This is a genomic window from Streptomyces sp. WMMC940, from assembly GCF_027460265.1.
Classification (GTDB): Bacteria; Actinomycetota; Actinomycetes; order Streptomycetales; family Streptomycetaceae; genus Streptomyces.
Map to the genome: position 1 here is coordinate 124,679 of NZ_JAPZBC010000001.1, position 22,310 is coordinate 146,988.

The following is a 22,310-nucleotide window of genomic DNA, read 5'->3' on the forward strand; positions in this document are numbered from 1 at the left end:
AACCGGGGGATTGACACCCACACTCGCAGTCCGGACCGGCCGAACTCGGTGCGCAGCGGACGCTGGAACGCGTCGTACGTCACGTTGTTGACCAACGGACCGGCCAGGTTGCTTGTACCGACGGCCTGGTCGTACGGAGCGAGGTGGAGTAGCGGTGGCTGACCCGTTCGGCTGCCTGGCCGCCGAACGCGGGATGGCGGGTCCACTCCGTGATGATCCGGCCAATACCGGTGCCGGACGGCGCCTGGGTCTCGCGCTCGCGCAGCAGACCGTCGTAGAGGATGTACTCGCTCCGGTAGTCACCAGTGTGGCGCAGGATCTTCGTGGTCACCACGGTGGGCGCCGTACGCGAGACCGCGTACGTGTACTCCTTGCTGGGCGCCGTCGGGTTCTCGACCTCGGACCAGCCGGTTCCCCAGACCTTGACGATCCGGCCCAGTCCGTCCCGTATCGCGTCGGTGCGACCTTCGCCGGCGGCGAGAACAAAGTCGAGGCGATGGCCCAGGGCTGCATCTCTGCGGCCTGATCGAACCCATCCCTTCACCTGACTGGCCCCGCCCGCTGCCATGCCCCCAGGGGTGGGAATCTCGCTCGCCAGCAGTGGCGCGCCGGCGCCGCTGCGCCGCGACCTCGACCAGGACGCCGTGTCCGGCGAACGCATCGTCTGACGGCCTGCCCACGGCGACCCGGGGGTGATCCTCCCATGGCACCCGGGGCGCGCGCAGGCAGGTGCAATCAACGGAGTACGGCGCGCCGTGACACATCACGCTTTCGGTTTCGGAATTCCACTTACGGCCGCCGGGCATCACCCGCCCGGTTCCGCTGACGAAATCCCCTCCCGCTGGACAGGCGAAAGCCCCGCAGAACGGGACTGCGGGGCTTTCACCGTTGTTCTGGCCGTCACATGGGCGTCAGTCGAACGTCACGGAGAAGCGCTTCGACTCGTCATTCGCCTCGTCCTGCTCCTGCACCCGCAGGAGCAGGTCGCGGATCTGGTCGAAAACGGCCGAGCCGAGCGCCTTCCTGCTGAGCTCCGCGTCCTTCCAGACCAGTTCCACCGGGCGTTCGACGTCCGTCGTCAGCCGATCCCACAAGGCACTCAAGTTCGCCCCGTAGTACGGGCCGAAATCCAGAGTCCGGGCGAGGAACCCGTGGAGGTCCGACACGGTGCGGAGGGTTGCGCCCTCGATGACGACCTTCATGAATCTCACTTCCAGTTGGGGAGCAGGACGAAGCTCTTGTAATGGTCGAACGTCACGTAGGCGAGTCCGTCGTCCGAGTAGACGAGCCGGGTACCCGGCTGCTTGGAGCGCTTCATCGTATTGGTGATTCCGATGTCGGCTTCGTACCATGTCCGCCCGGGGTAGTCGGGCAGAAGCCCATCCTCGTTCCTGAAGACGTCACCGCCGATCTGACCGTCCTTGAGGTGGTTGCCGAGAGCTTTGCCCTCCTCCCAGCCAGCGGCCTTGGCCTGGTCCTTGGTCACGTAGTGGCCGGGCAGCCTGCCCGTCTTCTTGAGGCTCTCGATCAGCTCGTTCGCCATCTCGGCGGTCTTCAGGGCGGCGCCGTAGAGCTTGCAGGTGGAGTTGTGCGCGAGGACCGGAGCTCCGCCCGCCAGCACGTAGTACGTGTGCAGATCGTCGATCGTCAGGTTGTGGACGCGCAGCGGCTCGTCCCAGGCGCGGATCGTCAGGAGTTCCCGCGTCGTACCGTCCGGAGTGCGCAACAGGTCACCGGCCACCAGGTCGGCGGCGTCCACCCAGGCGTGCCGGTTGACCACCCAGAAGGGGTGCCCGTCCGTGGTGGTGAGCGTGCCGGTGGCCTTACCGGCCGCGCCGTCCGTGTCGACCGTGTCGACCGTGATCTCCCGAAGGGCCTTGCGGCCCTCGCCGGTGATCAGTCGGGTGACTGCGCGCGCACCGGTCTCCCCGGTGACGGGATCGGTCGCGAGGACTCTTTCCCCGACTTGTACGTCCTTGATCTCCTTGTACGTGCCGTTGGACATCAGCACCCGTGTGGCCGGCGTGAAGCTGTTGTCCGGGTCGGGGCACGGGGGATTCTTACGGAACTTGTCGATCAGCTCCTTGCTCTGCGAGATGAGCTTCTTCGCCGCGGCGGACTTGTCGAGGAAGTCGTCGAGCCCGCCGACGATCTTGACCAGCGCCTTGGTGATCGCCGGCGTCGCCTTGATGACCTGCAGCGCCTTGCCCCACGGCAGTGCGCCGACCACGGCCCAGAAGCAGCTCTCGAAGTTGCCCTCGGTGAAGCATTTCTTGATGTCCTCGAAGAGAAGGTCGACGATGATCTGGCCACCGTTCTCGACCAGGAAGTCGAGGATGTCCTTGTCCGCGAGGGCGCGCGCCTTCTCGTAGTCCTCCAGCGAGATTCCCGCGGCCTTGAGCGCCTCGGTCTCCCACGGAGTGAGCTTGGGCGAGCCGCCCTTCTGCTCCGCCGCCTTCGCGGCCGCCTCGCGGGCCTTGCGCTTCTGTTCGCGCTGGTACTCCTCCGCCTTCTTCGCGGCCTCGTCCGCCTCGCGGGCGTAGGTGTTGGCGTTCTTCGCCGCCGCCTCCGCCGACTTGGCGTGGCCCTCGGCCGACTCGGCGAACCTGTTCGCGTCGGCGGCGTCCTTCTCCGCCTGGGCGGCGGCGCCTTGGGCGACACTCGCCTCCTTCTCCGCCAGGCCGGCCGCGCTGTCGGCCGCCACCGCGTGGCTGTCGGCCTCGGCGGCGGCGCCCCGGGCGCGGGCCGCCTCGGCCTCGGCCTGGTTCGCGGCGTCACGGGCGGCGGTGGCGTCGGCGTACGCCTGGCTGGCGGCCGAGCGGGCGAGCTTCGCGTCGGCCTGGGCCTGGGCGTCGGCCTGGTGCGCGCGGGCCGCGGCGGCCCGGGCCTTGGCGCCCTCCTCGGCGGCCTGCGCGGCCGACTTCATCGCCGCGGCGGCGGAGCGCGCGGCGTTCGCGGCCGATCGCGCGGCGTCCGCGGCGGCCTTGAAGGCCGGGGCGACCTGGGCGTTGGCCCGCTTGGCGGCGGCCTCGGCGGCCTCAGCGGCCTTCACCGCCTCCGCCGCTTTGGCCTCCGCCGAGGCGACCTGCTCGGCACCCATCTTCTCCGCCGCGGCGGCGACCTCGGCGGCGAAGTCGGCGTCCGCGTCCTTGCCGGCGAACGGAGCGGTCAGCGCGATGGCGGTGTCGGCCGGTTCGGCGATGCCGGCGGCGGTGCTGCGGGCGGCGGCGGCCGCGGTCACGGCGACGGTCGCCTGGACGCGGGCCATGGCCGCCTCACGGACGGCACCCTGGGCCTCCTCCTTGGTGCGGTTGGCGGCCTGGAGGGAGTTGTTGGCCTCCATGGCGGCCAGTCCGGCGAGCCGCGCGGACTCGTGCGCGGCGATACCGGCGCGCGCCTCCTGCGCGGTGGCCTCGGCGGCCTTCTCGTCGGCGCGCCGGGCGGCCGCGCGCGTCAGGGCGGCCTCGGCCTCGGCCTTGTTCGCCGCGGCGTTCGCTGCGGCGGCTGCGGCCTCGGCCTTGTTCGCCGCGGCGTTGGCCCGCGCGGCGTGCGCGGTGGCCTCGGCGGCGGCGGCCCGGGCCCGGGCGGCGGCGCCCGCGGCCTCCGTGGCGGCGGACCGCGCCCGTACGGCCGCACCGCTCGCGGTGTCGGCGGCGCTGCGCGCCTGGCCGGCCGCGGCGCTCGCCGTGTCGGCGTCGGCACGGGCCGCGTCCGCGGCGGCACGGGCCACACCCGCGTCGACGGTGCCGCGGCCGGCGGCGGCGAGTGCCGCGGTGGCCTTGGCGCGGGCCTCCTTGGCCTGGTGGTTCTGTTCCGCCTTGAAGGCGGCGTCACGGGCGTTGCGGACGGTGGTCTCCTCGGCCCGCGCCCGGCGGTCGGCCTCGGCGGCGATGCCGTCCTGGTGGGCGGCGTCGGCGCGCGCGGAGGCGGCCGTCGCGGCGGCGGCCTGGGCCTGCGCGCGGGCGGCGGCGGCGGTACGTGCCTCGGCCTCGGCCCGCGCGCGTGCGGCGGCGGCGATGTCCCGCTCGCGTTCGGCACGTGCCCGGGCGGCGGCGGCGAGGTCGCGTTCCCGCTCGGCGATCTTGCGCTGCTCGGCGGCGATCGTGGCCTGGCGCTGCGCCTCGACGCGGGCCTCACGGGTCTTGCGGGCGTGCTCCCACGCGTCCTTCTCGGCCTGCTCGGCGGCCACCCGGGCCTGCTTGGCCTTGTCGGCGGCGGTCGCGGCGACCTGGGCCTGCTTGGCGGCGGTGTCGGCGAGCCGGGCCGCGGCCCTGGCGTGCTCCTCGGCGTTGGCACGCCACTTGGCGGCTTGCTGGGCGTGCAGCTCCGCCTGGTTCTTGGCGTTCAGACCGGCTGCGTCGGCGGCGGTGGCGTCCACCGCGTGCCGCGCGGTCGCCGCGGCCTTGGCCGCCGCGTCCGCCGCGCCCGCGATGCCCGTGGCGACCTCGGACCACTGGACGCCGTGCTCCAGCCCGGTGCCCACGAGGACGTCGGCCTGCACCTTCGCCTGGGCGGCGGCGACCTGGGCGGCCTTGGCGGCATCCTCGGCGTACCCGACCTGGCGGGCCACCTCGGTCTTGACCGCGGTGTAGTCCGACAGGCGCTTGCCGGCCCGGTCGGCCGCCAGCATCCGGTCCGCCTCGCGCGAGGCCGACGCGGCCGACGACATGGCGTTGGACGCGTTCTTCAGCGCCTTGACCGCGTCACCGTGCGCGGAGATGAGCTTGGTACGCGCCTCGGCGGCGACGGCGGCCTTGCGGGCCAGCTCCCGGAGACGTTCTGCGGCCTCCTGGGCCTCCTTCTGCGCCTTCTCGTGCGCGGCCCGGTCATCGGCGTCCTGCCGCGCGGCGACCTGGTAGCCCTTCTCCAGGAACTCGGCGATCACGGCGGCGTCCTTGGACTCCAGCACCGCCAGCGCGGCCCGCCTGACAGCGGGCCCGCCGACCGACGCCAGCATCTCGACGCGCTTGCGGTTCTCCTCCGCCCGCTTGGCGGCGTTCTGCTTGTCCGCCTCGTCCCGCTGTTCGGCGATGCCGGCGCCGAACGCCAGGAAGTCGGCGCGGTCCTGCGCCGTGCCCTTCAGGACGCGCTCGACCTCGGCGTTGAAGAACGGGCCGCCGGTGCCGCGCAGCCCCTCGATCCGGCGGCGGTTCGCCGTGTCGACGCCGGCACGCTTGTCCTTGGCGCGCTGGCGCGCCTCGGCCTCACCGCGCTCCAGGAAGACGCGGATGGCGTCCGGATCGGTGCTCTCCAGCGCCTTCCTGGCAGCCTCGCGGACCTCTTCCTCCTGATCGAACTCCGCGAAGTCCTCGACCAGTTGCCGGTCGCGCTCATCGCTGATGCGGTCGAGTTCGGACGTGGCGGCAGGGGCCGGGGCGGGGTCGCTCTTCGGCTTCACCGCCGCCGCGAGCCGGTCCAGCGACTGGAGCGTCCGCGTCAGCGACGCCTGCTCGGCGCGTACGGAGGTCGCGGCGGCGGCCTCACCGGTGACGGTGCCCAGCACCGCCACGGCGATCGCCGCGGACACGGCCTTCCGCATCTGCACGGCCACGCCTGCGCGCAGCCCTCCGGCTCTGGGCCGGAATCTTCCCCTCACGGGAATCCCCCTCGACGAGTGGATGGAAGAACCCCGGCCCGGTCGTGGGGCGGGGTGGTCGGTGTGCCGTCCGGTCGGCCCTGGTCATGGGCCGGCCGGACGCCCGGAGCAATTGAGCCGGTGCCGCCACCGGATCTCCGGGCGGTGCCGGGCCGGGGCCGGATTTCCGGACCCCGGCCCGGCCCGACGGGTATTCCCCGGCCGTACGCCCCCGGGCGCGTAGCCGGTCACAGGGCACCGCGAACTGCCCGGCCCCGCCCCGCTCATGGGCGCCACGAACTGCCCGACTCCGCCCCGGATACGGGCTGGGCCGGCCGTCGCCCCGGCCGCGGGGCGGGGCCGGCCGTACGCCCTGGTTCAGCCCCGGTCGCGGGCGGAGCCGGTCATTCGCCCCGGTTCAGCCCCGGGTGCGGTTCTCGCCGTCCCGGGCGCGGTCGAACATGGCCTTCCAGAACGCGGCCGCCTCGTCCGCCGCCGTCCGCTCCCCGGACCAGGCGGCCTCCTGGTCGTCGGCGGTGCCGGAGATCGCATGCCAGAGGCGCTCGACGGACTCGCGGGAGAGCTGGGCGACGAGCCGCCAGTTCTCCGCTTGGGCGGCCGCGGCGGCCTGTTCGGCCTGCCAGGCGCGCTGTGCCGCGCCGGCGTGCTCGGACACCGCCTGCCAGGCTCGTTCCGCTTCCGCACGCGCGCGTGCGGCATCGGCCGCGCCGTCCACCGCCGCCTCGGCCGCCGTGGCCGCGGCGATCAGGCGGGTCAGCGTGTGGTGGCGTACCGCCTCGGCGTCGGCCACCCGGGTGCGGTACGCGGTCAGGTCCAGCGTGGCGCCGGTGGCCCAGCCGTATCCGAAGAACTCCGCCACGTCGGCGTCCGTGGCTCCCGGCCGCAGCGCCCACTGGGCGGCGACGCGCACCTGCTCGCCCGGGTCCTGGGTGCCGAGGGCGCGGACGAACTCGCGGTCGGCCGCGGCGACGTCCAGCCGCTGCTGCTCACCGGCCTCGCGGGCGGCGCGGTCGCGGCGCTGCGCCTCGGCGTAGCCGGTTGCGACGAACGCGGCCTGTTCGGCGGCGCCGCCCTTCAGGGCGCGGGTCGCGGCGGCCCGCACCTGCGGGGAGAACGCCGCCGTGTGGGTGGCGATCACCCGCTCGCAGAACGCCTTGTTGCGGGCGCGGGTGTCCCGGGCGCGCTGCTTGGCGCCGTCGAAGCCGCCGCCGGGGGCCAGCCACTCCAGGAGCGCCTGGTTCCCCCGGGTGCTGCGCAGGGCGTTCCACGCCGAGGTCCGCACCTCGGCGGCCGGGTGGGTCTTCGCCATCGACGTCACCCGCTTGCGGGCCTCCTCGACGGCGGCTGCCGACTCCGGCGACAGCGTCTGCTGCTGTATCTGCTGTGACGACACGGCCGATACGGCGACGGGGGCGGCGCCGGCGCTCGCCCACGCCGGTGCGCCGCCCATGAGGGCGATCGCGCCGGCCAGCGCGCCGGCAGTCACCACCCGCGCGCATCTCCACTGACGGCTCAACTCAGGGTCCCCCTCGGGAAAGAAGATTGGGTGCACGGCCGCCGGGGCGGGGCCGTACGCACGGCCCCGCCCTTCGCGGTGTTCGACGGGCACACGCCCGTGCGTGCCGTCCGGCCGGTTCACGCGACCGGCCGGACCTGCCACAGCTGCGCGACGGTGCGATTGCAGGTGTAGAGCTGGGTGTCTATGCCGTTGTCCTGCTTCTGGCCGGGCACGTCGACGCACATCCCCTCGGCGTGCGCGGGCTGGAGCTCGTACCGCTTGCGCACGGGGTCGACCAGCATCATCCGCCAGCGCTGGTGGTCCCCCTGGCCGCAGGCGAACTGCTGGACCGCCGCGCCGGTCTTGACGCTCTTGCCCTGGATCTCCAGGCACTTGCCGCTCTTGGCGTTGCGGAGCTCGAAGGTTCCGCCGCGCGTGGCGATGGCGTTCCACTTCTGGGAGTCGGTGCCGTTGCAGTCGTACTGCTGGACGTTGATGCCGTCCGTGGTCTTGCCGCCCTCGATCTCCAGGCACTTGCCGCTGTGGGCCGCGGTGAAGGTGACGGCCTGCTGCGGGGCCTGGGCACGGGCGACGGCCTCCGCGCGGGCCGCCGCGGCGACTGCCGCGGCCTGGCGAGCCGCCTCGGCGGCGTCCTGGGCGGTGGCCCCGGTGGGGTCTTCGTCGGCCTGGACGGCGGTGGCCGTGCCGGCGAGGACGGCGACGGCCGCCCCCGCGATCAGGAGGGCCCGGATGGTCCGAGACATGGGAAGTTCCGTTTCTCTCGCGGGTACGGGGCTCAGGCGGCCGTGACCGGGTGGATGCGCCACTGCTGGGCGGGCGTGCCGTTGCAGGCCCACAGCCGGGCGACCGCGCCGTCCGTCTTGCTCGCGGACTCGATGTCCACGCAGAGGTTCGAGGTGAGGGGGGCGTGGGCGGGCCTCAGCTCGTACGCCTCCTTGGCGATGTCGACCATCACCATGCGCCAGCGCTGGTTCTGCGCTCCGACGCACCACCACTGCTGGACGGCCGTGCCGCTCTTGGTACCGGCGCCCTCCGCGTCGAGGCACTTGCCGCTGTGCCCGAAGCGCAGCTCGAAGGTGCCGGCGCCGGTGGGCACCAGGTCGATGCGCTGGTTCTCGGCGTCCGCGACGCAGGTCGACTGGACGCTGTTGACGCCGTTGCGGAGGCTGGCCTTGGGAGTGGTGAGGCACTTGTCGCTGTGCACGGCCCTGAGCTGAACGGCCGAGGACGCCGAGGCCGCGACCGCGGCGGCACGGGCGTCGGCGGCGTCCACTGCGGACGTGGCCACGGCGATGGGGGCGGGGGTCGGCTCGGGTCGGGCCTCGTCGGCGACGGCGACGGTCACGGTGCCGGCGAGCGCGGCAACACCGGCCGCGACGGCCAGGGCGGATCGGACGATCCGGGACATGGGTGATTCCGTTCTTCTCAAGTCTGAAGGGAGAGGGCGCGGGCGGGGTGGTCACCGCCCGCGCGGTCAGCGCGCGAGCGGGGTGACGATCTTCCAGGACGCGTCCTGGGCGAAGTCCTTCTCGACATCGAAACGGTTCTTGGCGGTCTTGTTGGCGACGTACAGGTCGCCGTAGTACTCGCGCAGGTAGCGGCCGGGCTGGGCGGACGACTCGAAGGAGGTGCCGGAGCCACTCAGGCCCTTCTTGGCGCACCAGGTGGCGTCCTTGCGGAACTGCGCGCCGTTGTCGCTCGCGGCCATCCGGACCCGCAGGTCCTTGTGGGTGAGGTAGTGGCCCGCCTTGCGGGAGGACTCGAAGGAGTAGCAGCCCGGCTTGCCGTCGAGGGCGGGGACGACCACCCAGGTGCCGTCCTCGCGTTCGGTCTGCTTGGACACGGCGGACAGGGGGGCGAGAAACGCCTCCCCGGCGTCGGGCGCGGACTGGCGGATGTAGAAGCCCGCCGGCTTGCCGCTCGCCGGCTGGAACGACTGGCGCTTGGCCCGGTACTGGCTGTCGGCCTTGAGGAAGGTGGCGACGTCCTCGTCGGTGCCGGCCAGGGCCTTCTTGGCGGTGGCGACCAGGTGGGGGTGGACGCCGGTCTTCTCGGCGGCGGCCTGGACCTGGAGCGCGAGCCGGCGGTTGGCCTCGGCGATCTGCTTGCGGCGCGCCTCGTCGTCCTTCTTGTACGCCTCTTCGGCACCGGTGTGGATGTACTGCTTCCACGCGGCCGGGTCGGGGCTGAGGACGGCGCGCTGCGCTGCCGCGTAGAGCTCGCTGCCCTTGGCGTCGGCCGGGGCGACACGCAACAGTTCGCGGATGAAGTTGTCGTCGCTGAGGGCGAGCATGGCCTCGGAGGGCGTGATACGGAAGAAGGCGGCCGCGTTGGTGCGGGCGGCGAGCTCCTTGCGGCGCTCGGCCTCCGCGCGGTCCTTCTCCTCCAGCTCCTTCAGCTCGTTGGCGATGTCGCGCTGGTGGGCCTCGCGGGCGCCGTTGGAGATGAACTGCTGCCAGCGGGCCGGGTCCCCGGCGAGGGCCGTCGCGGCGGCGGAGCGGACCTCGGGCCCGGCGGCCTCGTGACGCATCACGGCGCGGATGAAGTTGTCGTCGCTCAGGTCGAGCAGTTCGGGGCTGTTGGGGATGCCGAGGGCGATCAGCGCCTGGGACTTGGCGAGCCGGGCGGCACGCTCGGCGTCGGCCTTGTCCTTCTCGCGCTGCTTGTCGGCGACGTACGCCTCGTGGATGCCGGTGACGATGAACTGCACGTGGTCGTCGGCCGATTCGCTCATCATGGCGGCCTCGGCGGCCTGCCGCACCGCGTCGTAGGTGTCCCCGCCATCGCGGGCCTTCTGCCAGAGGGCGTGGATGAAGTCGTGGTCGCTGAGTAGCAGGACGTCCGGGCTCGGGTCCAGGCGCACCACGGCGGCGGCGTCGACCCGCTGGGTGTCGGTGGTGCCGATGCCGGCCGCGGCGGCCGGGCCGGCCGGCGGGGCGGCGATGGCGGCCTGCGGCGCGGCCGCGGCCGTCACGGAGGCGAGCGCGGTGGCGGTCACCAGTCCGCGGGTGACGGCTCTCCGCACACGGGCGGAGTTCGGGTTGCTCTTCTTCATGCTGTTTCCGGTCCCCCTGTCAGGTCCGCACGCGGTTCCCGAACGCGTGCCGTGGTCGGGGCGCAGTCTTGGAGATCACCCAGGGGTAGTCAAAGTGGAATTGATAGCTCCTGTACGATCACTCACTGATATCGCCTTTCAATGCACACCTTGAGGCCAAATTCTGACTGAAAGCCGACTTGCGGGAAGCATCGGGCAACTCGCCAGTAACACGGAGCACTTCATTCCGAATGAGGCACCAGCAGGCAGTACTGCCACTGGGTCACTCCTCCGACACGCTTCCACCCCCGGCGGCACACGGCACTCGGGGCCTGGGATGCGGCCGGATTCCCACGGTTCACTTCCGTGCGGGAGGAGTGAGGAAAAAATGTGGGCCGGTACACATCATCCGGAGCACTCCTTCTGATGCCGTATCATCTGCCGGCCCCAACGACCGATGACACGGGCGGAACCCGGGGCGCGAAGGACGCAGCGGAAGGAGCCGAGGTGCGGTGGCGGCCGGCCAGACGGCCCCGCAGACCGCGACGGAGGTGGAGGTGGTCTTCCTCGACGGCCGTCAGTTCACCACCTCCTACCCGGGCACGCTGCGCCGCCTGGGACGCGGAAGCATCGGCCGCTCCGTCGACGCGGAACTGGTCGGCGGCTGCATGCAGCCGAACCCCGATCATGCGGAGGCCCCGGCGGGGCTTGAGCCGGCTGCCGCTCTGCGCCCTGCTGCGCATCCACCAGCGCATCGTGGTCGGCGGCGCTTTCAGGTCCGTACCCGCGCAGGCGTCATCGGCGGCGGCGACCTGTCGGCCAAGCCCGAAGCAGCGCGACAGGAAGCCGCGGCGCGGCGCCGCTACCTCGAGGACCTCGCAGCGGACCAGCGCCCCTGCGAGCAGCGCTTTCCCATACCGGCCGAGCTCCCGGCCGTCGAGCGGACCGCGCTGCGCATGGCGCGCCTCCTCATCCACGGACACTGCGTGATCTCCCCCTACCTGCCCCAAGGACGCTTCACCCTCAACGACCAGGACTCCCCCGTCCTGCGGGCCCTGCTCAGCGGCGAACCCCACGCCGTGCGAGGCGAGTGCGACGAGTTCGCCATCCACTCGCCGGGCAGCGCCTGGACCTTGGCCCCGTGCTCTTCTTCCACCCCCGCGTCACCACCGACGACGCCCAGCAGGCCCTCGCCGCCCTCGATGCCGGACGCGGCCACAGCCAGGTCGTCACCGTGCGGCCCGCCGACGAAGAGCACTTCCGGCTCCAACGGCAATCCGCTACCACCCGCGACGAACCCGTCCCCGTACCGCTGGCACTGCCCCCTCCCCCGAATCCCGCTGTCGTCCCAGGGCTGTCGCAGGGAGCGATGTGCGTTCCGGTGATGTCATGACGCTCAGCGCTACCCCGCCCGGCGCCCCAGGAAAGCAGCGCCATGCCTGCCAGCGTGGGTCAGGTGGCGGTGGGCCAGGTCCGCAGCAGGGCGGCGATCTTCCCGGCGGTACAGGCGGGGTCGAGGAGCAGGTCCTTGAGGGCGTTGGCGTCCTCGCGGGTGGGCTTGACGGGGATTCCGGCGGCTTCCAGGTACATGACGCCAGTAGCGGCGGCGACGGCCAGGTTGGAACGTTCCAGCCAGCGGCACCGACCCAGCGTGTGGACGAGGGCGGCGGCCTTGGCGTAGAGGCCGTCGTAGACGGGCTGCTCGAACAGCTCGGCCCGATGGCGGGCGACAGCGGCCACGGGCACGCCGTAGTCGTCGGGGGCGGGATCGTTGGCGCCGGCGGCTTCGGCGACCTGCAGGATCCAGGGGACGTCGATGTGCACTTCCATCAGGCGGCGCGCGCTCCCCGTGGCGTCTGCTGGGCGTCCTCGGCTTCGTCGAAGACGTCCTGGTGCTCGGCGAGGAAGCGGGCGGCCGCGTCCACCGCACGGGCACGCAGTCCGCTGGCGTCATCCTGGACGAGGCGGGCGAGGTAGTCCCCGATACTCAAGCCCAGGTCGGCGGCGCGCTTCTTCGCGAGTTCCGCGACGTCCGCATCGACGCGTGCACCCAGCTGTGTCTTGGCCATACCACGAATGATAACAGCTGTTACCGGCCTGTCCAGTATGACCGAAAGGTTCGCCGGAAGCTCGCGGTGTTCGGCATGGACGGGCCTCGCCGACCCTCCGTAGGCTGGTGATCGCCTACGAAGGGGGCGGGGTGAACGGCAATCCGCTGTACCACTGGATAGTGCTGGCGGTGTCCACGGCGCTCATGCTGCCGGTGCCGGTGGCGATACTGGCGGGGTGGACACCGCCGTGGCTGCGGAAGCGACAGGCCGGGTTACGGCTTCGCGCCTACGGCATTCTGTGCATCTACGCTTTCATGCTCGTCAACGGCATCCCCCGGATCGCCGATGCCTCGTTCGAGACGGTCATGGTCTGCATGATCGTCGGGCTCGGCTTCACCGCCGCCGCTGCGGCCCTGTTCCTGCTCTCGGCACGCAAGGATTCAGGCGCCCATACCGTACTTGTTCCGGCAGTTGCTCGTAGGCGTCGTGAAGTCGTAACCGGTGGTGTTGAAGCGGACGTCCGCCTCACGCAGGTCGTTCCTGACGCCGGTCATGGGCCAGGCGCAGGAGCAGGCCGCCGCAACGACACCGGACTCGAGGCCGCCCGCGTCCCAGGTGCTCAGTCCGTCCCGGTCGGTGCACTGAGCTTCTTCAGCGTCGCAGCTCCAGTGTGAGCACCGCCTTTGCGATTGACGTCATGCGGTTGGGGCACAGCAGCCGGCCTCCGGGACCGGTGACGGCCTGCACGTTCACGCCGTGGCGCCGAGGTCGCCACCGATCGGGTGATGGGCCGTGGAGTCGAGGATCCACAGGTAAGGCGTGCCGGTGGCGGCCAGACGCGTGCTCAGCGCCGCACGGGCCGCCGCGGCCGGGGCATCGGGTCCGACGAGTTCCAGACGGCGGGCGATGGCCGTGATCCGGTCGTCCACGAGGGCGGCCACCCGCAGCGGGTCCCGGGAGCCGTCGAGGTGGGAGCCGAGACCCCCGAGGACGAACACGCCGCTCGGATGGTCTTCGGCGAACAGCCGCCCGTACTGTTCCGCGAGCATCGTCTTGCGTTCCGCCCCAGGAGTCGGTACGAATCAGCGTCCGGCGTCCACGCCGGTACTTCTTCGGCAACTGGGCCGGGGCGAGCCGGACCGTGGTGATGTGATCGGCGGCGGTGTTGCTGCCCGCGTTGCCCGGCCTGAGCCAGCCGGCCACCGGCTCCCCACTGCCGCCGCTTCCGTGATCGACGAAGGCCATCAGCGGATGGTGTCCGAAGGTCTTCTTGCAGGTCGCGGCGGCGTCCTGCTTCTCGGAGTGGGCCAGCACGAGTACCCCGTCCAGGTCCACGGTCACCTTCCCTGCGACGTCCGAAGCCGCGTTCTTGGCCATGTTCCAGACGCGCTCGCGGGCTTCGGCCCGCGCGGCCCGTATCGCGGAGAGGGCCTTCGGTCCAGCCGTGGCGAGAGTGTCGATGAGCCGGGAGACGTTTGGGCCGGAGGCGACCGGCCCGAACACGCCGGCTCGGCCCGCAGCATCCCGACATCCGAGAGGCAGTCCCCGCCCAGCGCGACCGCGAGGGCCACATCCAGCAGGATCTTGCCCGGATCGTGCACCGCCCTCGGCCGCCGCCACGGCGCAAGCGCCACCGATATCGCCTGGTCCAACCCGGCCTTGCGGACGGTCTCGACCAGAAGCACCGCCCCAGCCTGGGACACCACCCCGCGGCCACCGCCCTCGATGCGGACGCGTGGATAGGACCCGATACGCTTCTTCACCTGAGAAGTGCCTCCGACGGTGGCAGGAACAAGGACACCTCGACAATCCTCATTCTCGCTGGTCAGGGGCACTTTTCGCTCACCTGACCACCCGTCGGACAGCCCACTTCATGAAAGCGCGAGACTAACGTCCGGACCACGTGAGTTTGGCCCCCGCCTACTCAGCCTGGAGCCGGACGCCGCCACACCCACGGCACGACCCGGCCCCCAGCCACTGCCGCACCGCGCCCGCGTACACCCCGGAGCAGCGACCAGAACTCGCCGAAGGCGCCCGGCCCACGCCTGCGAGCGCGGAGGCGACGTCGCCGGTTCATCGCCGCCCCGGGCACTGATCGGACGATCCCCGGGCGCAATGACCGGCAGGCCATCGTCAACGGCCGGCCCATGGGATGAACCCCGCGCGCGGACGCCGGGTGCCGTGAAGACCATCGGGGAAGACTCTCGTCGCCTGCCGGCGTTCCCCCCGACCCAAGTCCGGGAGGGCCTCGAAAGCGACGGACGCGTAAGGGAGTTGGTGCCACGAATGGGAAGAGAGTCATCATCGTCGACTACCCGAAGCGGTACGCAGGAGGCGCATCCGCCGGGAACCGCCTCGTCCTGCGCCAGTCGGCGCTCCGGGGTGGGATTGCTGCATCACCACGGTGGCGCGGAGGCAGGCCACCGTGCTCGACCACGGCACGAACTCGTTCATCAGCCTGAGGTTGCGGCGGTGAGGCAGGCCCGCAGTTCGGCTTCGCCGGCGTTGCCGCCGGTGCACATGACCGCCACTCGCCGGCCTGCGAGGCCGTCGCGCACCGCGAGGAGTGCGGCCAGCGGTGCGGCGGCGGCCGACTCGGCCACCGTACGGGCATCGCGCATGAGCAACCACTGAGCCCACCGGATGTCGTCATCGTCGACCAGTACGAAGTCCGCGAGGTCGTCGCGCAACAGACGCTGCGTCAACTCGAAACCCGACCCGGTGGCCAGGCCCTCCGCCCGCGTGTTGTTCGGACGCTCGACACAGCGGCCTGCGCGCCAGGAGTCGTGCGCGGCCGGTGAGTCACGGGATTGCACCGCGATGACGCGACATCGCGGGCTGATCGCTGCCGCCACCATGCAAGCGGCGGCGGCGCCGCTGCCGCCGCCGACCGGCACGATGATCGTGTCGAGGTCAGGTCTCTGCTCGAGGATCTCCAGATATGCGGTGGCCACGCCCGCGATCAGGTCCGGTTCGTTCGCCGCGCTGACCAGTCGCATCCCACGCCGAAGGGCGAGCTGTTCGGCGTGGCGGCGGGCCGCGTCGAAGTCGGCGCCGGATTCGACCAATTCGGCACCGAGACGCCGCACGGCCTCGGCCTTCAGAGGATTCGGGTTCTCCGGCATGACGATGGTGCACGGGACGTGGAAGAGCGCCGCGGCATAGGCGAGGGACTGCGCGTGGTTGCCGGTGGAGTACCCGAGAACACCCCGCGCACGCTCGTCCGGGTCCATTGCGGCCAGCAGGGTGACGCCTCCTCGGACCTTGAAGGCGCCGGTCGGTTGCAGATTCTCGTGTTTGACCAGCACACGGACACTGGCGCCAACGGCGGCGTCGAGGGCCGGATAGGAGAGCAATGGGGTCGGTGACAGGTGCGCGCGCTGCAGACGACGCGCACGAAAGACATCGGAGATCGTCGGACTGTGCATGACGTCATGCTGGGCGCCGGGCGACCCATAGGACAAATGCCAGTTTCCAATGTGTCCATTGATATGGTCGATGAATGTTCGACGAGAACCGGCTCCGGGTCTTCGCCGCCATCGCTCGCGAGGGTTCGGTGACGGCTGCCGCCACCGCGCTGCACTATGCGCAGCCGTCGGTCAGCCACCACCTCGCCAGGCTCGAAGCCGAAGCCGGCGTGCCGCTCGTTCAGCGGGCAGGCCGTGGAATCCGGCTGACAGAGGCCGGCCGGCTGCTGGCCGATCGCGCGGAGGAGATTCTCGGCCGCATAGAGTCGGCCCGGACCGAACTGGCCGCCCACGCCGGGCTCAGCACCGGACGGGTGCGCCTCGCGGCGTTCCCTTCCGCGCTCGCCACTGTCGTACCGACGGTGGCCGCTGCCTTCGGCGTCGCGTACCCGGACATCGAACTGGCACTTACCGAAGCAGAGCCTCCGGAAGCGCTGACAGCCCTGCGGCGCGGCGAAGTCGATGTTGCCTTCACCTTCCATCACGGTGACGGTCCACCCGGTGACCGCGAGGGCCACACCGTGACGTCGATCCTGCACGAACCGATCTACATCGTCAGCCGGGCTGGCGGATCCTGGCCTGGTCCACGCAACAACCTTGACACCTACCGGGGACAGCGATGGATCGCCGGCTGCAAGCGGTGCCGCACGCACCTTCTGTCGGCTTGCGCAAAGCGCGGCTTCACTCCTGCGATCGCCTTCGAGACCGACGACTACGTCGCAGTCCAGGCACTCGTCGCCGCCGGCCTCGGCGTCAGTACGCTGCCCGGCCTCGCCCTGCGCGCTCATCTCCACCCCAGCGTGAGGATCGACCGCCTAAGGGACGACCACCGCTTCGTCGACGCCGTCGTCTATGGCGCACCACCGGCTCCGGCTCCGGTCGAAGCCTTCGTGAAAGTTCTCAAGGAGACCGTCGTCCAGCCCGCGCAATGGCCCTGAAGGCCAGCCATGACCTGCCAGCACACTCACCAGAGCCAGGTGCTGCCCCAGAGCCTGCCCGATAAGCCCGGCGCGGTGTCGCGTTCGACCGGGGCGACGAGCCGATTGCACTTCTCGCGCGGCCCACGAGCCGGCGGTGCCCCGGTCCTCCTGGCGGTGTGCGCAGGCCCGGCGCCTGGCCTCGGCCTCCCGCTCGGCGGCAGCCGCCTTGCCCCCGTTACGTTTTCTGCGGCTCCGCAACGGGGCCGCTGGCTTCCGGGCCCGGCATGACTGGTGCCCCCTGTCGAAGCATGACCTGGGGGGTGGTGTCACCGGGTCCGGGGTGTTCGTCGGAGACGCTGGGGCAAGACCACTCACCACGGTCATGGGCTCACCCCGGGCGGGAAGCGCCGGCTCGCCCGGATGATCCTCACCAGGTCCGACAACCTCAAGACCGAACATCACGATCTTCTGGCACGGCTCACCGCCGCCTGCCCCGAGATGAAACAACTGGCCGCCGTCGTCCGGAGCTTCGTCAAACTCCTGACGCCTTGCGCAGGAAACGCCGACGGGCTCTCAACGCTGGATCGTCGAGGTTCGCTCAGCCGATCTGCCCCATCTGCACGCCTTCACCCGGGGCCTGGACCGAGACCGCAACGCCGTGGACGCTGCACTCACACTTCCGTACAGCAACGGCCCCACCGAAGGTGTCAACACCAAGACCACGCGGGTCGCACGCCAGATGCACGGCCGAGCAGGCTTCTCCCTCCTCCGCCACCGCATCCTCCTCGGATAGCCACACGCTCCGTCACCACCGAAAGTGAGACACGGCCGTTCATTTCAGACCCTATTGAGGTCCTCGATGCCGGAACATGTTCACTGAGGGTTGGCCTGTTCCCAGGCTTTAGTGCGTTGTGGCAAAGGGAGTCCCTGTTCGATGAGCAGGGGCTTCTTCGTGTGCGGGGCGTGATTGCGTCGGGGTAGGGGCAGGCAGCGGACGGCTTGTTGTGGATCGAGGAGGGTGCGATGCCGTCGGTGCTGGGGTTGATGGAACAGCGTGAGGCGCGGGCGAGGCAGGATCTGGAGTCTTGGACCGAAGTCCTGGAGCAGGCTCAGGTCGAGGTGGATGCCGCGCGGGAGCGAGTCGAGCGGGCCCGGGTGGGGCGTGAGGAGCTCATGGCGGTACTGGCTGGGGAGAGCCCGGTGAATGCGCCGGTTTCCGTGCCGTCTGGTGATGAGATGGCTGCCGTTGTGGGATCGGGTGGCCCCGGTGCGGGGCATGGCGAGCGGCCGCCGGTGTGGCGGTCGGGCATGGGTGAGGAGGTGCTCAGGGGGCTGTATCGGGAGGTGTTCGCCGCGGTGGTGGCCGCTTCGGGGCCGGTGAATGGGGTGGAGCTGACGCGGGCGGTGGGCGGGGAAGCGGAGATCAAGAACGAGGTGGAGAAGATCCGTCACCGTGCCTATGTGCTGGAGAAGCGGGGCTGGCTGGTACGGGCGGGGGACGGACGGTTCATGCCTGCGCCCGGAGCAGTCGCTCGGGACGCTTCTCCGGCCAGCGCGGAGCGTCCCCGGCCAGACGCCGGGACAGCCTGATCACGGCGGCCCACCACACCATCTGGGCATGGTGGTCGAGGCGGCGTTCGTGGTCCCGGTTGAGGCGGCGTGAGCGCGAGAGCCAGCTCAGCGTGCGTTCCACCACCCACCTGCGGGCCAGTACGACGAAGCCGCGTTGTCCGTCGGATCGGCGCACGACCTCGACGCGCACTCCGTGACGGGCGAACGCCTCGGCCAGTGCGGGGCCCTGGTAGGCGCTGTCGACCCACACCAGTTTCAGCAGCTGGCCAGGCTGGTCCATGAACGTCTCCAGCAGCGCGGGGGCGGCCTTGGAGTCGTGCACATCGGCCGTGGTCACGGTCACCTCCAGGAGCAGGCCCTCGGTATCGGTCAGGATGTGGCGCTTGCGCCCGTCGCGTGACTTGCCGCCGTCGTATCCGCGGCTGTCCTCGGCGACGGTCTCGGAGGCGTCCACCGACTGACTGTCGATGACTCCCGCGCTGGGCTCAGTGTTGCGCCCTGAGCGTTGTCTCGCCGCGCGGCGCAGGCGTTCGTGCAGTTCACGCACGTAGTCGCAGGCCCGCCAGCGGCGGAAGAAGTCGTAGACCGCCCGCCAGTACGGGAAGTCGACCGGCATGGCCATCCACTTCACGCCGTTGTCGACCAGGTAGCGCACAGCGTCGAGCATCTCGCGGTGGCAGTACGCCTCCGGACGCCCGCCCCGCTTCAGGAGCCAGGCCGGCACCGGCATCGCGGAGCGGACCTCGGCCCACTCCGCATCCGTCATGTCACTCGGATAGCAGCCTGCCCGCTGTCCCCGAGCGATCGAACCGAACCGGTGCACGTAGCAGTCACACCCAGGGGTGACCGCAGTGGACGCAGCCACAGTGGTACTGCTCAACTGATCAGGCAACGGGCTTCCTTGGTCGTGCTGGTGTCGTAACCGCGTCACTACCAAGGGGTCCGTTCTCTCATGCCCGCGGCCGCACCCGAACCTCAGTCCGGACGATCACCTGCTGCCGCTCGAACAAGATTCGGTTTGCCACAACGCACTTAATGATCTCAATGGGGATGCGTCCACGATCGGGGAGGTCATAGCCGTTGGCCCTGGCCCATTCCCGGATCGCGTGGGTGCTGACAGACGCCCGGGGGGCGGTCGGGGGCCACCCGTCACCACCCGCTCGGCACGGCAGCCCCTACCCTGAATTGCACCGGGTTGGAAACCCAGCACAGGGACCGGCCACATGATCGCGGAGCCGCAGCTGCCCACCGGCCGGACCACCGCCGGCAGCCCCGGGCCCGCCAACGAGGCCAGGTTCAAATGCGCGCGCCCAAGCCCAGCGTGCCCTACGCCGACGGCGCAAGCAGACCCGTGTCGCCTTCCTAGCGTCACGCTTCCTCGGCGAACGGGCACAGGCACGTCGCCGGTCATGGGCCCACAAGACGGTGAAGGCATCAGCTGAGCTGCCCCGAGTTTCGTAGAGTCCGGTGATCTTGTTTCAAGCGGACTGCGGGGTTTGCTCCTGGCTCTGCCAGAAGGCTTCCTCGTACTCGGCGGGCTGTACGTAGTCGAGCGCGGAGTGCAGGCGTTCCTCGTTGTACCACGTGACCCACCGGAAGATGGCCCGCTCGAGCTGGTCCGCGTCCTTCCAGGGGCCCTGCATCTCGATCAGCTCGGCCTTGAATGTGCCGTTCAGGGCCTCGGCCATCGCGTTGTCATAGCTGTCCGCGACGGATCCGACCGACGCCGCGGCGCCGATGTCGGCGAGCCGGTCGGTGTACCGAATTGACACGTATTGCGACCCGCGGTCGCTGTGGTGAATGAGGCCGGAGTCCTTCTTGATCCTGCGTCTCCACAGGGCCATCTCCAGCGCATCCAGCGGGAGTTCGGTCCGCATGTGGCGGGCGACCTGCCAACCGACGATCATCCGCGAGTACACGTCCAGGACGAACGCCACGTACGCCCAGCCCGACCAGGTGCGCACATACGTCATGTCCGCCACCCACAACTGGTCCGGGCGCGAGGCGGTGAAATCGCGGTCGACCAGGTCCGGCGGGCGGGGCGCCGACGGCTCGGGCACCGTGGTGCGGCGCCGCTGACCGCGGATGACGCCCTCGATGCCCAGCTCACGCATCAGCCGCTCGATGGTGCACCGGGCCACGTCGATGCCCTTGCGCCGCAGGGCACGGGTGATCCGCCGGGCCCCATAAGTGGCCCCGGACTCCGCGTGGATCTCCTCGATCAGCGGCATGAGCTGCTCGTCGCGGAGCCGGCGGGCCGACTTCGGACGCTTCTTGCGGGCGAAGTACGTCGACGGCGACAGGTCCAGCACCCGGCAGACGGGATCGACCCCGAGGCCACGTTCGCGCAGGTGGTCGATCACTTGCTCGGCCTCGTCCGGGGACGGTCGATCTCCTGGGCAAAAAACACGCTGGCGGCTTTCAGGATCTCGTTCGCCCGCTTCAACTCCGCGTTCTCTTTGCGGAGTTGCTTCAGCTCGTCGCGCTCGGCGGTGGTCAGCCGGTCGTCGCGTTCGCCGGTGTCGGCCTCGGCTTGGCGCACCCACTGCCGCAGGGCTTCTTTGTGGATGCCGAGGTCCCGGGCGACATGCGCGACCGGGCGGCCGGTGGTGCGGACCTCGCGGACGGCCCGCTCGCGGAGCTCGTCCGGGTACTTACGTGGTGCTGGCACAGCTCGTGGTTCTCCTTCGGACCAGGATCATAAGCCTGGCTTCAGGGACTCCACGAAACGGGGTGCAGCTCATCAGCTATGCCTTGGGAGCGAGCAGGTGCTGGGCAAACAACCAGGTCGACGGGGATCAGTGCGATACCCGATCATGTGCTCATGCCCCTGAGAGAGACGCTTGCCCGAGTTGACGCAGACCTGGCCGCCGGACGGGTGCCTGTTGCGCGCCAGCGTTTGCGCGGTCTCGTCTCATCCTTCCCGTACGACCTGACGCTCCGCCGGCGTCTGGCCGAGGTGTACCGGCTCTATGGCGATGCAGCCGAGGCCGGGCGGTGGATGTACCTCGAAGAGGACCGCAACGCCGACGAGACCGTCGCCTTCGAGGCGCGGTATGGGTCTCCCGCGTGGCGGATGAAGGCCCTCGCTTGGCGCAGTCCCGAGGCGATGGCTGCCACCTCCTTCGCGGAGGAGCAGCTGGTCGCCGTGCGGACCGCCTGCGCCGAGGAGCTGGGGCACCCTGTCGACTGGGACGACCCCGCCTCCTACCAGGACGGCCCGCAGGACAAGTACGAGGAGGCGCCATCCGAGCCGTGGACGGTCGGCGGTGTGCTGGCGGGCGGCGGCTGCCTGGTGGGGGCCCTCGCGTTCCTCGCGATCTGGGCATACGGAGTCGTTGCCCTCTTCGACTGACCCAGGTCACCAAGGGGGCGGTGGGGAGCGCCGCTCAGGTTCGGTAGGGCGTCGATGACTGCCGTGAGCGGGACACCCGGCTACGAGTGCAATGATCTCGCGATGTCTGCTGTGATTACGGCGTCGCAGCCGTTCTGGATAGCTCCGTTCACCGGGTTGAGCCCTCATTGTTCCGGCACGCTGGTGGCTCAGCTGCGGCGCGAGGCTGACGCGGTCCGCGGAGGGCGGCCGTGGAGCCTGCCACTGTAGGACCGGGTGCTGCTGGTCACCGCCTACTGGCACACCAACTTGACGCTGCGCCAGCTCGCCCCGCTGATCGGCGTCTCGAAGTCCGCAGCGGACCGCATCATCAGCCACCCCGGCCCCCCTGCTCGCGATCAAGCCCCGCAAGCGATTCCGCAAGAGCACCGTCCGCATCGTGGACGGAACCTGGTTCCCACCCGCGACCACACCGTGGCCGAGCGTCGAAGAACTACCGCTACTCCACCAACCATCAAATCGTCATCGACGCCGACACCCGACGCGTCGTCGTGGTCGGCCGAACCTTGGCCGGCGCAACCGCAACGACTGCAAGGCCTGGGCACCGTCCGGGGCCAAGGGCGCCGTCGGCCGCACCACCGTGATCGCCGACGGCGGCTACCGGGGCACTCGCCGCTCCACTGCCTGACGACGTCCGCGATGACCGCGGGTCCGGGCCGACTCCGGCGATGACGCCGGACCAGACGGCCGCACCGATGCCATAGGGATCACTGCCTCGACGGCCGCGGCGTGCGCCTGCCACCGGACTACACAGGGC

19 protein-coding genes and 3 pseudogenes are annotated in these 22,310 nt (G+C 70.8%); 7 read left to right on the forward strand and 15 right to left on the reverse strand.

Annotation, left to right across the window (positions count from 1 at the left end; translation table 11 throughout):
- Positions 1 to 79: 79 nt before the first annotated feature.
- The 7 genes from O7595_RS00665 to O7595_RS00695 all read right to left on the reverse strand — a co-directional run bounded on the left by O7595_RS00665 (position 80) and on the right by O7595_RS00695 (position 10,170).
- On the reverse strand, positions 80 to 568 hold the full coding sequence (locus tag O7595_RS00665; RefSeq protein WP_269726759.1) for a hypothetical protein: 489 nt from the start codon (positions 566 to 568) through the stop codon (positions 80 to 82).
- A gap of 343 nt (positions 569 to 911) precedes the next feature.
- The gene (locus tag O7595_RS00670; RefSeq protein ID WP_269732320.1) at positions 912 to 1,202 is read right to left on the reverse strand and encodes a barstar family protein; all 291 of its coding nucleotides are present in this window, start codon (positions 1,200 to 1,202) and stop codon (positions 912 to 914) included.
- A gap of 5 nt (positions 1,203 to 1,207) precedes the next feature.
- Positions 1,208 to 5,539: a polymorphic toxin-type HINT domain-containing protein gene (locus O7595_RS00675; RefSeq protein WP_269732321.1), complete on the reverse strand. Its 4,332-nt coding sequence runs from the start codon at positions 5,537 to 5,539 to the stop codon at positions 1,208 to 1,210.
- A 454-nt stretch (positions 5,540 to 5,993) separates the two neighbouring features.
- The gene (locus tag O7595_RS00680; protein WP_269726760.1) at positions 5,994 to 7,085 is read right to left on the reverse strand and encodes a hypothetical protein; all 1,092 of its coding nucleotides are present in this window, start codon (positions 7,083 to 7,085) and stop codon (positions 5,994 to 5,996) included.
- A gap of 146 nt (positions 7,086 to 7,231) precedes the next feature.
- Positions 7,232 to 7,858, reverse strand: a complete 627-nt coding sequence (locus tag O7595_RS00685) for an RICIN domain-containing protein (RefSeq protein ID WP_269726761.1) — start codon at positions 7,856 to 7,858, stop codon at positions 7,232 to 7,234.
- Between the two features lie 32 nt (positions 7,859 to 7,890).
- A complete protein-coding gene (locus tag O7595_RS00690; protein WP_269726762.1) occupies positions 7,891 to 8,523 on the reverse strand; it encodes an RICIN domain-containing protein in 633 nt (210 codons plus the stop codon).
- Between the two features lie 66 nt (positions 8,524 to 8,589).
- Complete coding sequence (locus O7595_RS00695; protein ID WP_269726763.1) at positions 8,590 to 10,170, reverse strand: AbfB domain-containing protein; 1,581 nt, start codon at positions 10,168 to 10,170, stop codon at positions 8,590 to 8,592.
- 491 nt (positions 10,171 to 10,661) lie between these two features.
- On the opposite strand from O7595_RS00695, the gene O7595_RS00700 reads away from it, so the two are divergent.
- On the forward strand, positions 10,662 to 11,534 hold the full coding sequence (locus O7595_RS00700; RefSeq protein ID WP_269726764.1) for a hypothetical protein: 873 nt from the start codon (positions 10,662 to 10,664) through the stop codon (positions 11,532 to 11,534).
- A gap of 67 nt (positions 11,535 to 11,601) precedes the next feature.
- Here O7595_RS00700 and O7595_RS00705 read toward each other — a convergent pair whose 3' ends face one another.
- Together O7595_RS00705 and O7595_RS00710 are read right to left on the reverse strand one after the other, a co-directional pair.
- Positions 11,602 to 11,979: a fic family toxin-antitoxin system, toxin component gene (locus tag O7595_RS00705; RefSeq protein ID WP_269726765.1), complete on the reverse strand. Its 378-nt coding sequence runs from the start codon at positions 11,977 to 11,979 to the stop codon at positions 11,602 to 11,604.
- A complete protein-coding gene (locus O7595_RS00710; RefSeq protein WP_269726766.1) occupies positions 11,979 to 12,218 on the reverse strand; it encodes a hypothetical protein in 240 nt (79 codons plus the stop codon). The genes O7595_RS00705 and O7595_RS00710 overlap by 1 nt, the downstream gene beginning before the upstream one ends.
- 107 nt (positions 12,219 to 12,325) lie before the next feature.
- On the opposite strand from O7595_RS00710, the gene O7595_RS00715 reads away from it, so the two are divergent.
- Positions 12,326 to 12,874, forward strand: a complete 549-nt coding sequence (locus O7595_RS00715; protein ID WP_269726767.1) for a hypothetical protein — start codon at positions 12,326 to 12,328, stop codon at positions 12,872 to 12,874.
- Positions 12,875 to 12,949: 75 nt separating this feature from the next.
- On the opposite strand, the gene O7595_RS33765 is transcribed toward O7595_RS00715, so the two are convergent.
- The 3 genes and pseudogenes from O7595_RS33765 to O7595_RS00725 form a co-directional block, all read right to left on the reverse strand.
- A complete protein-coding gene (locus tag O7595_RS33765) occupies positions 12,950 to 13,249 on the reverse strand; it encodes a hypothetical protein (RefSeq protein ID WP_443071878.1) in 300 nt (99 codons plus the stop codon).
- Positions 13,250 to 13,265: 16 nt separating this feature from the next.
- Positions 13,266 to 14,035: pseudogene (locus O7595_RS00720) on the reverse strand (transposase); the annotation flags it as partial.
- A 618-nt stretch (positions 14,036 to 14,653) separates the two neighbouring features.
- Positions 14,654 to 15,628, reverse strand: a complete 975-nt coding sequence (locus tag O7595_RS00725) for a threonine ammonia-lyase (RefSeq protein WP_269726768.1) — start codon at positions 15,626 to 15,628, stop codon at positions 14,654 to 14,656.
- 74 nt (positions 15,629 to 15,702) lie between these two features.
- Between O7595_RS00725 and O7595_RS00730 the strand changes: the two genes are divergently transcribed.
- The 3 genes and pseudogenes from O7595_RS00730 (at position 15,703) to O7595_RS00740 (ending at position 18,177) form a co-directional block, all read left to right on the forward strand.
- The gene (locus O7595_RS00730) at positions 15,703 to 16,605 is read left to right on the forward strand and encodes a LysR family transcriptional regulator (RefSeq protein WP_269726769.1); all 903 of its coding nucleotides are present in this window, start codon (positions 15,703 to 15,705) and stop codon (positions 16,603 to 16,605) included.
- 387 nt (positions 16,606 to 16,992) lie between these two features.
- Positions 16,993 to 17,380, forward strand: a pseudogene (locus tag O7595_RS00735) (transposase); the annotation flags it as partial.
- Positions 17,381 to 17,610: 230 nt separating this feature from the next.
- Positions 17,611 to 18,177, forward strand: coding sequence for a hypothetical protein (locus O7595_RS00740; RefSeq protein WP_269726770.1), 567 nt, complete (start codon positions 17,611 to 17,613; stop codon positions 18,175 to 18,177).
- Here the strand turns inward: O7595_RS00740 and O7595_RS00745 are convergent.
- The 3 genes from O7595_RS00745 to O7595_RS00755 all read right to left on the reverse strand — a co-directional run bounded on the left by O7595_RS00745 (position 18,095) and on the right by O7595_RS00755 (position 20,830).
- Positions 18,095 to 18,925 (reverse strand): IS5 family transposase, encoded by an 831-nt coding sequence (locus O7595_RS00745; RefSeq protein WP_269726771.1) that lies wholly within the window; start codon positions 18,923 to 18,925, stop codon positions 18,095 to 18,097. The two genes, O7595_RS00740 and O7595_RS00745, sit on opposite strands and share 83 nt — an antisense overlap.
- 184 nt (positions 18,926 to 19,109) lie before the next feature.
- A complete protein-coding gene (locus O7595_RS00750) occupies positions 19,110 to 19,331 on the reverse strand; it encodes an Lsr2 family DNA-binding protein (protein WP_269732322.1) in 222 nt (73 codons plus the stop codon).
- Positions 19,332 to 19,637: 306 nt separating this feature from the next.
- Positions 19,638 to 20,830 (reverse strand): IS3 family transposase gene (locus tag O7595_RS00755; RefSeq protein ID WP_443071546.1). Its coding sequence is split into 2 segments (ribosomal slippage): positions 19,638 to 20,566 and positions 20,566 to 20,830, totalling 1,194 coding nucleotides; the frame shifts between segments, so codons are not numbered across the junction.
- A 153-nt stretch (positions 20,831 to 20,983) separates the two neighbouring features.
- On the opposite strand from O7595_RS00755, the gene O7595_RS00760 reads away from it, so the two are divergent.
- Positions 20,984 to 21,514, forward strand: coding sequence for a DUF6584 family protein (locus O7595_RS00760; protein WP_269726773.1), 531 nt, complete (start codon positions 20,984 to 20,986; stop codon positions 21,512 to 21,514).
- 102 nt (positions 21,515 to 21,616) lie between these two features.
- Positions 21,617 to 22,163, forward strand: a pseudogene (locus tag O7595_RS00765) (transposase family protein); the annotation flags it as partial.
- Positions 22,164 to 22,310: the final 147 nt, after the last annotated feature.

Coding starts and splice junctions, on each gene's coding strand:
- O7595_RS00665 (WP_269726759.1), bottom strand. CDS start 568: ATGGCAGCGGGCGGGGCCAGTCAGGTGAAGGGATGGGTTCGATCAGGC.
- O7595_RS00670 (WP_269732320.1), bottom strand. CDS start 1,202: ATGAAGGTCGTCATCGAGGGCGCAACCCTCCGCACCGTGTCGGACCTC.
- O7595_RS00675 (WP_269732321.1), bottom strand. CDS start 5,539: ATGCGGAAGGCCGTGTCCGCGGCGATCGCCGTGGCGGTGCTGGGCACC.
- O7595_RS00685 (WP_269726761.1), bottom strand. CDS start 7,858: ATGTCTCGGACCATCCGGGCCCTCCTGATCGCGGGGGCGGCCGTCGCC.
- O7595_RS00690 (WP_269726762.1), bottom strand. CDS start 8,523: ATGTCCCGGATCGTCCGATCCGCCCTGGCCGTCGCGGCCGGTGTTGCC.
- O7595_RS00695 (WP_269726763.1), bottom strand. CDS start 10,170: ATGAAGAAGAGCAACCCGAACTCCGCCCGTGTGCGGAGAGCCGTCACC.
- O7595_RS00705 (WP_269726765.1), bottom strand. CDS start 11,979: ATGGAAGTGCACATCGACGTCCCCTGGATCCTGCAGGTCGCCGAAGCC.
- O7595_RS00710 (WP_269726766.1), bottom strand. CDS start 12,218: ATGGCCAAGACACAGCTGGGTGCACGCGTCGATGCGGACGTCGCGGAA.
- O7595_RS33765 (WP_443071878.1), bottom strand. CDS start 13,249: ATGCTCGCGGAACAGTACGGGCGGCTGTTCGCCGAAGACCATCCGAGC.
- O7595_RS00725 (WP_269726768.1), bottom strand. CDS start 15,628: ATGCACAGTCCGACGATCTCCGATGTCTTTCGTGCGCGTCGTCTGCAG.
- O7595_RS00730 (WP_269726769.1), top strand. CDS start 15,703: ATGTTCGACGAGAACCGGCTCCGGGTCTTCGCCGCCATCGCTCGCGAG.
- O7595_RS00740 (WP_269726770.1), top strand. CDS start 17,611: ATGCCGTCGGTGCTGGGGTTGATGGAACAGCGTGAGGCGCGGGCGAGG.
- O7595_RS00745 (WP_269726771.1), bottom strand. CDS start 18,925: ATGACGGATGCGGAGTGGGCCGAGGTCCGCTCCGCGATGCCGGTGCCG.
- O7595_RS00760 (WP_269726773.1), top strand. CDS start 20,984: ATGCCCCTGAGAGAGACGCTTGCCCGAGTTGACGCAGACCTGGCCGCC.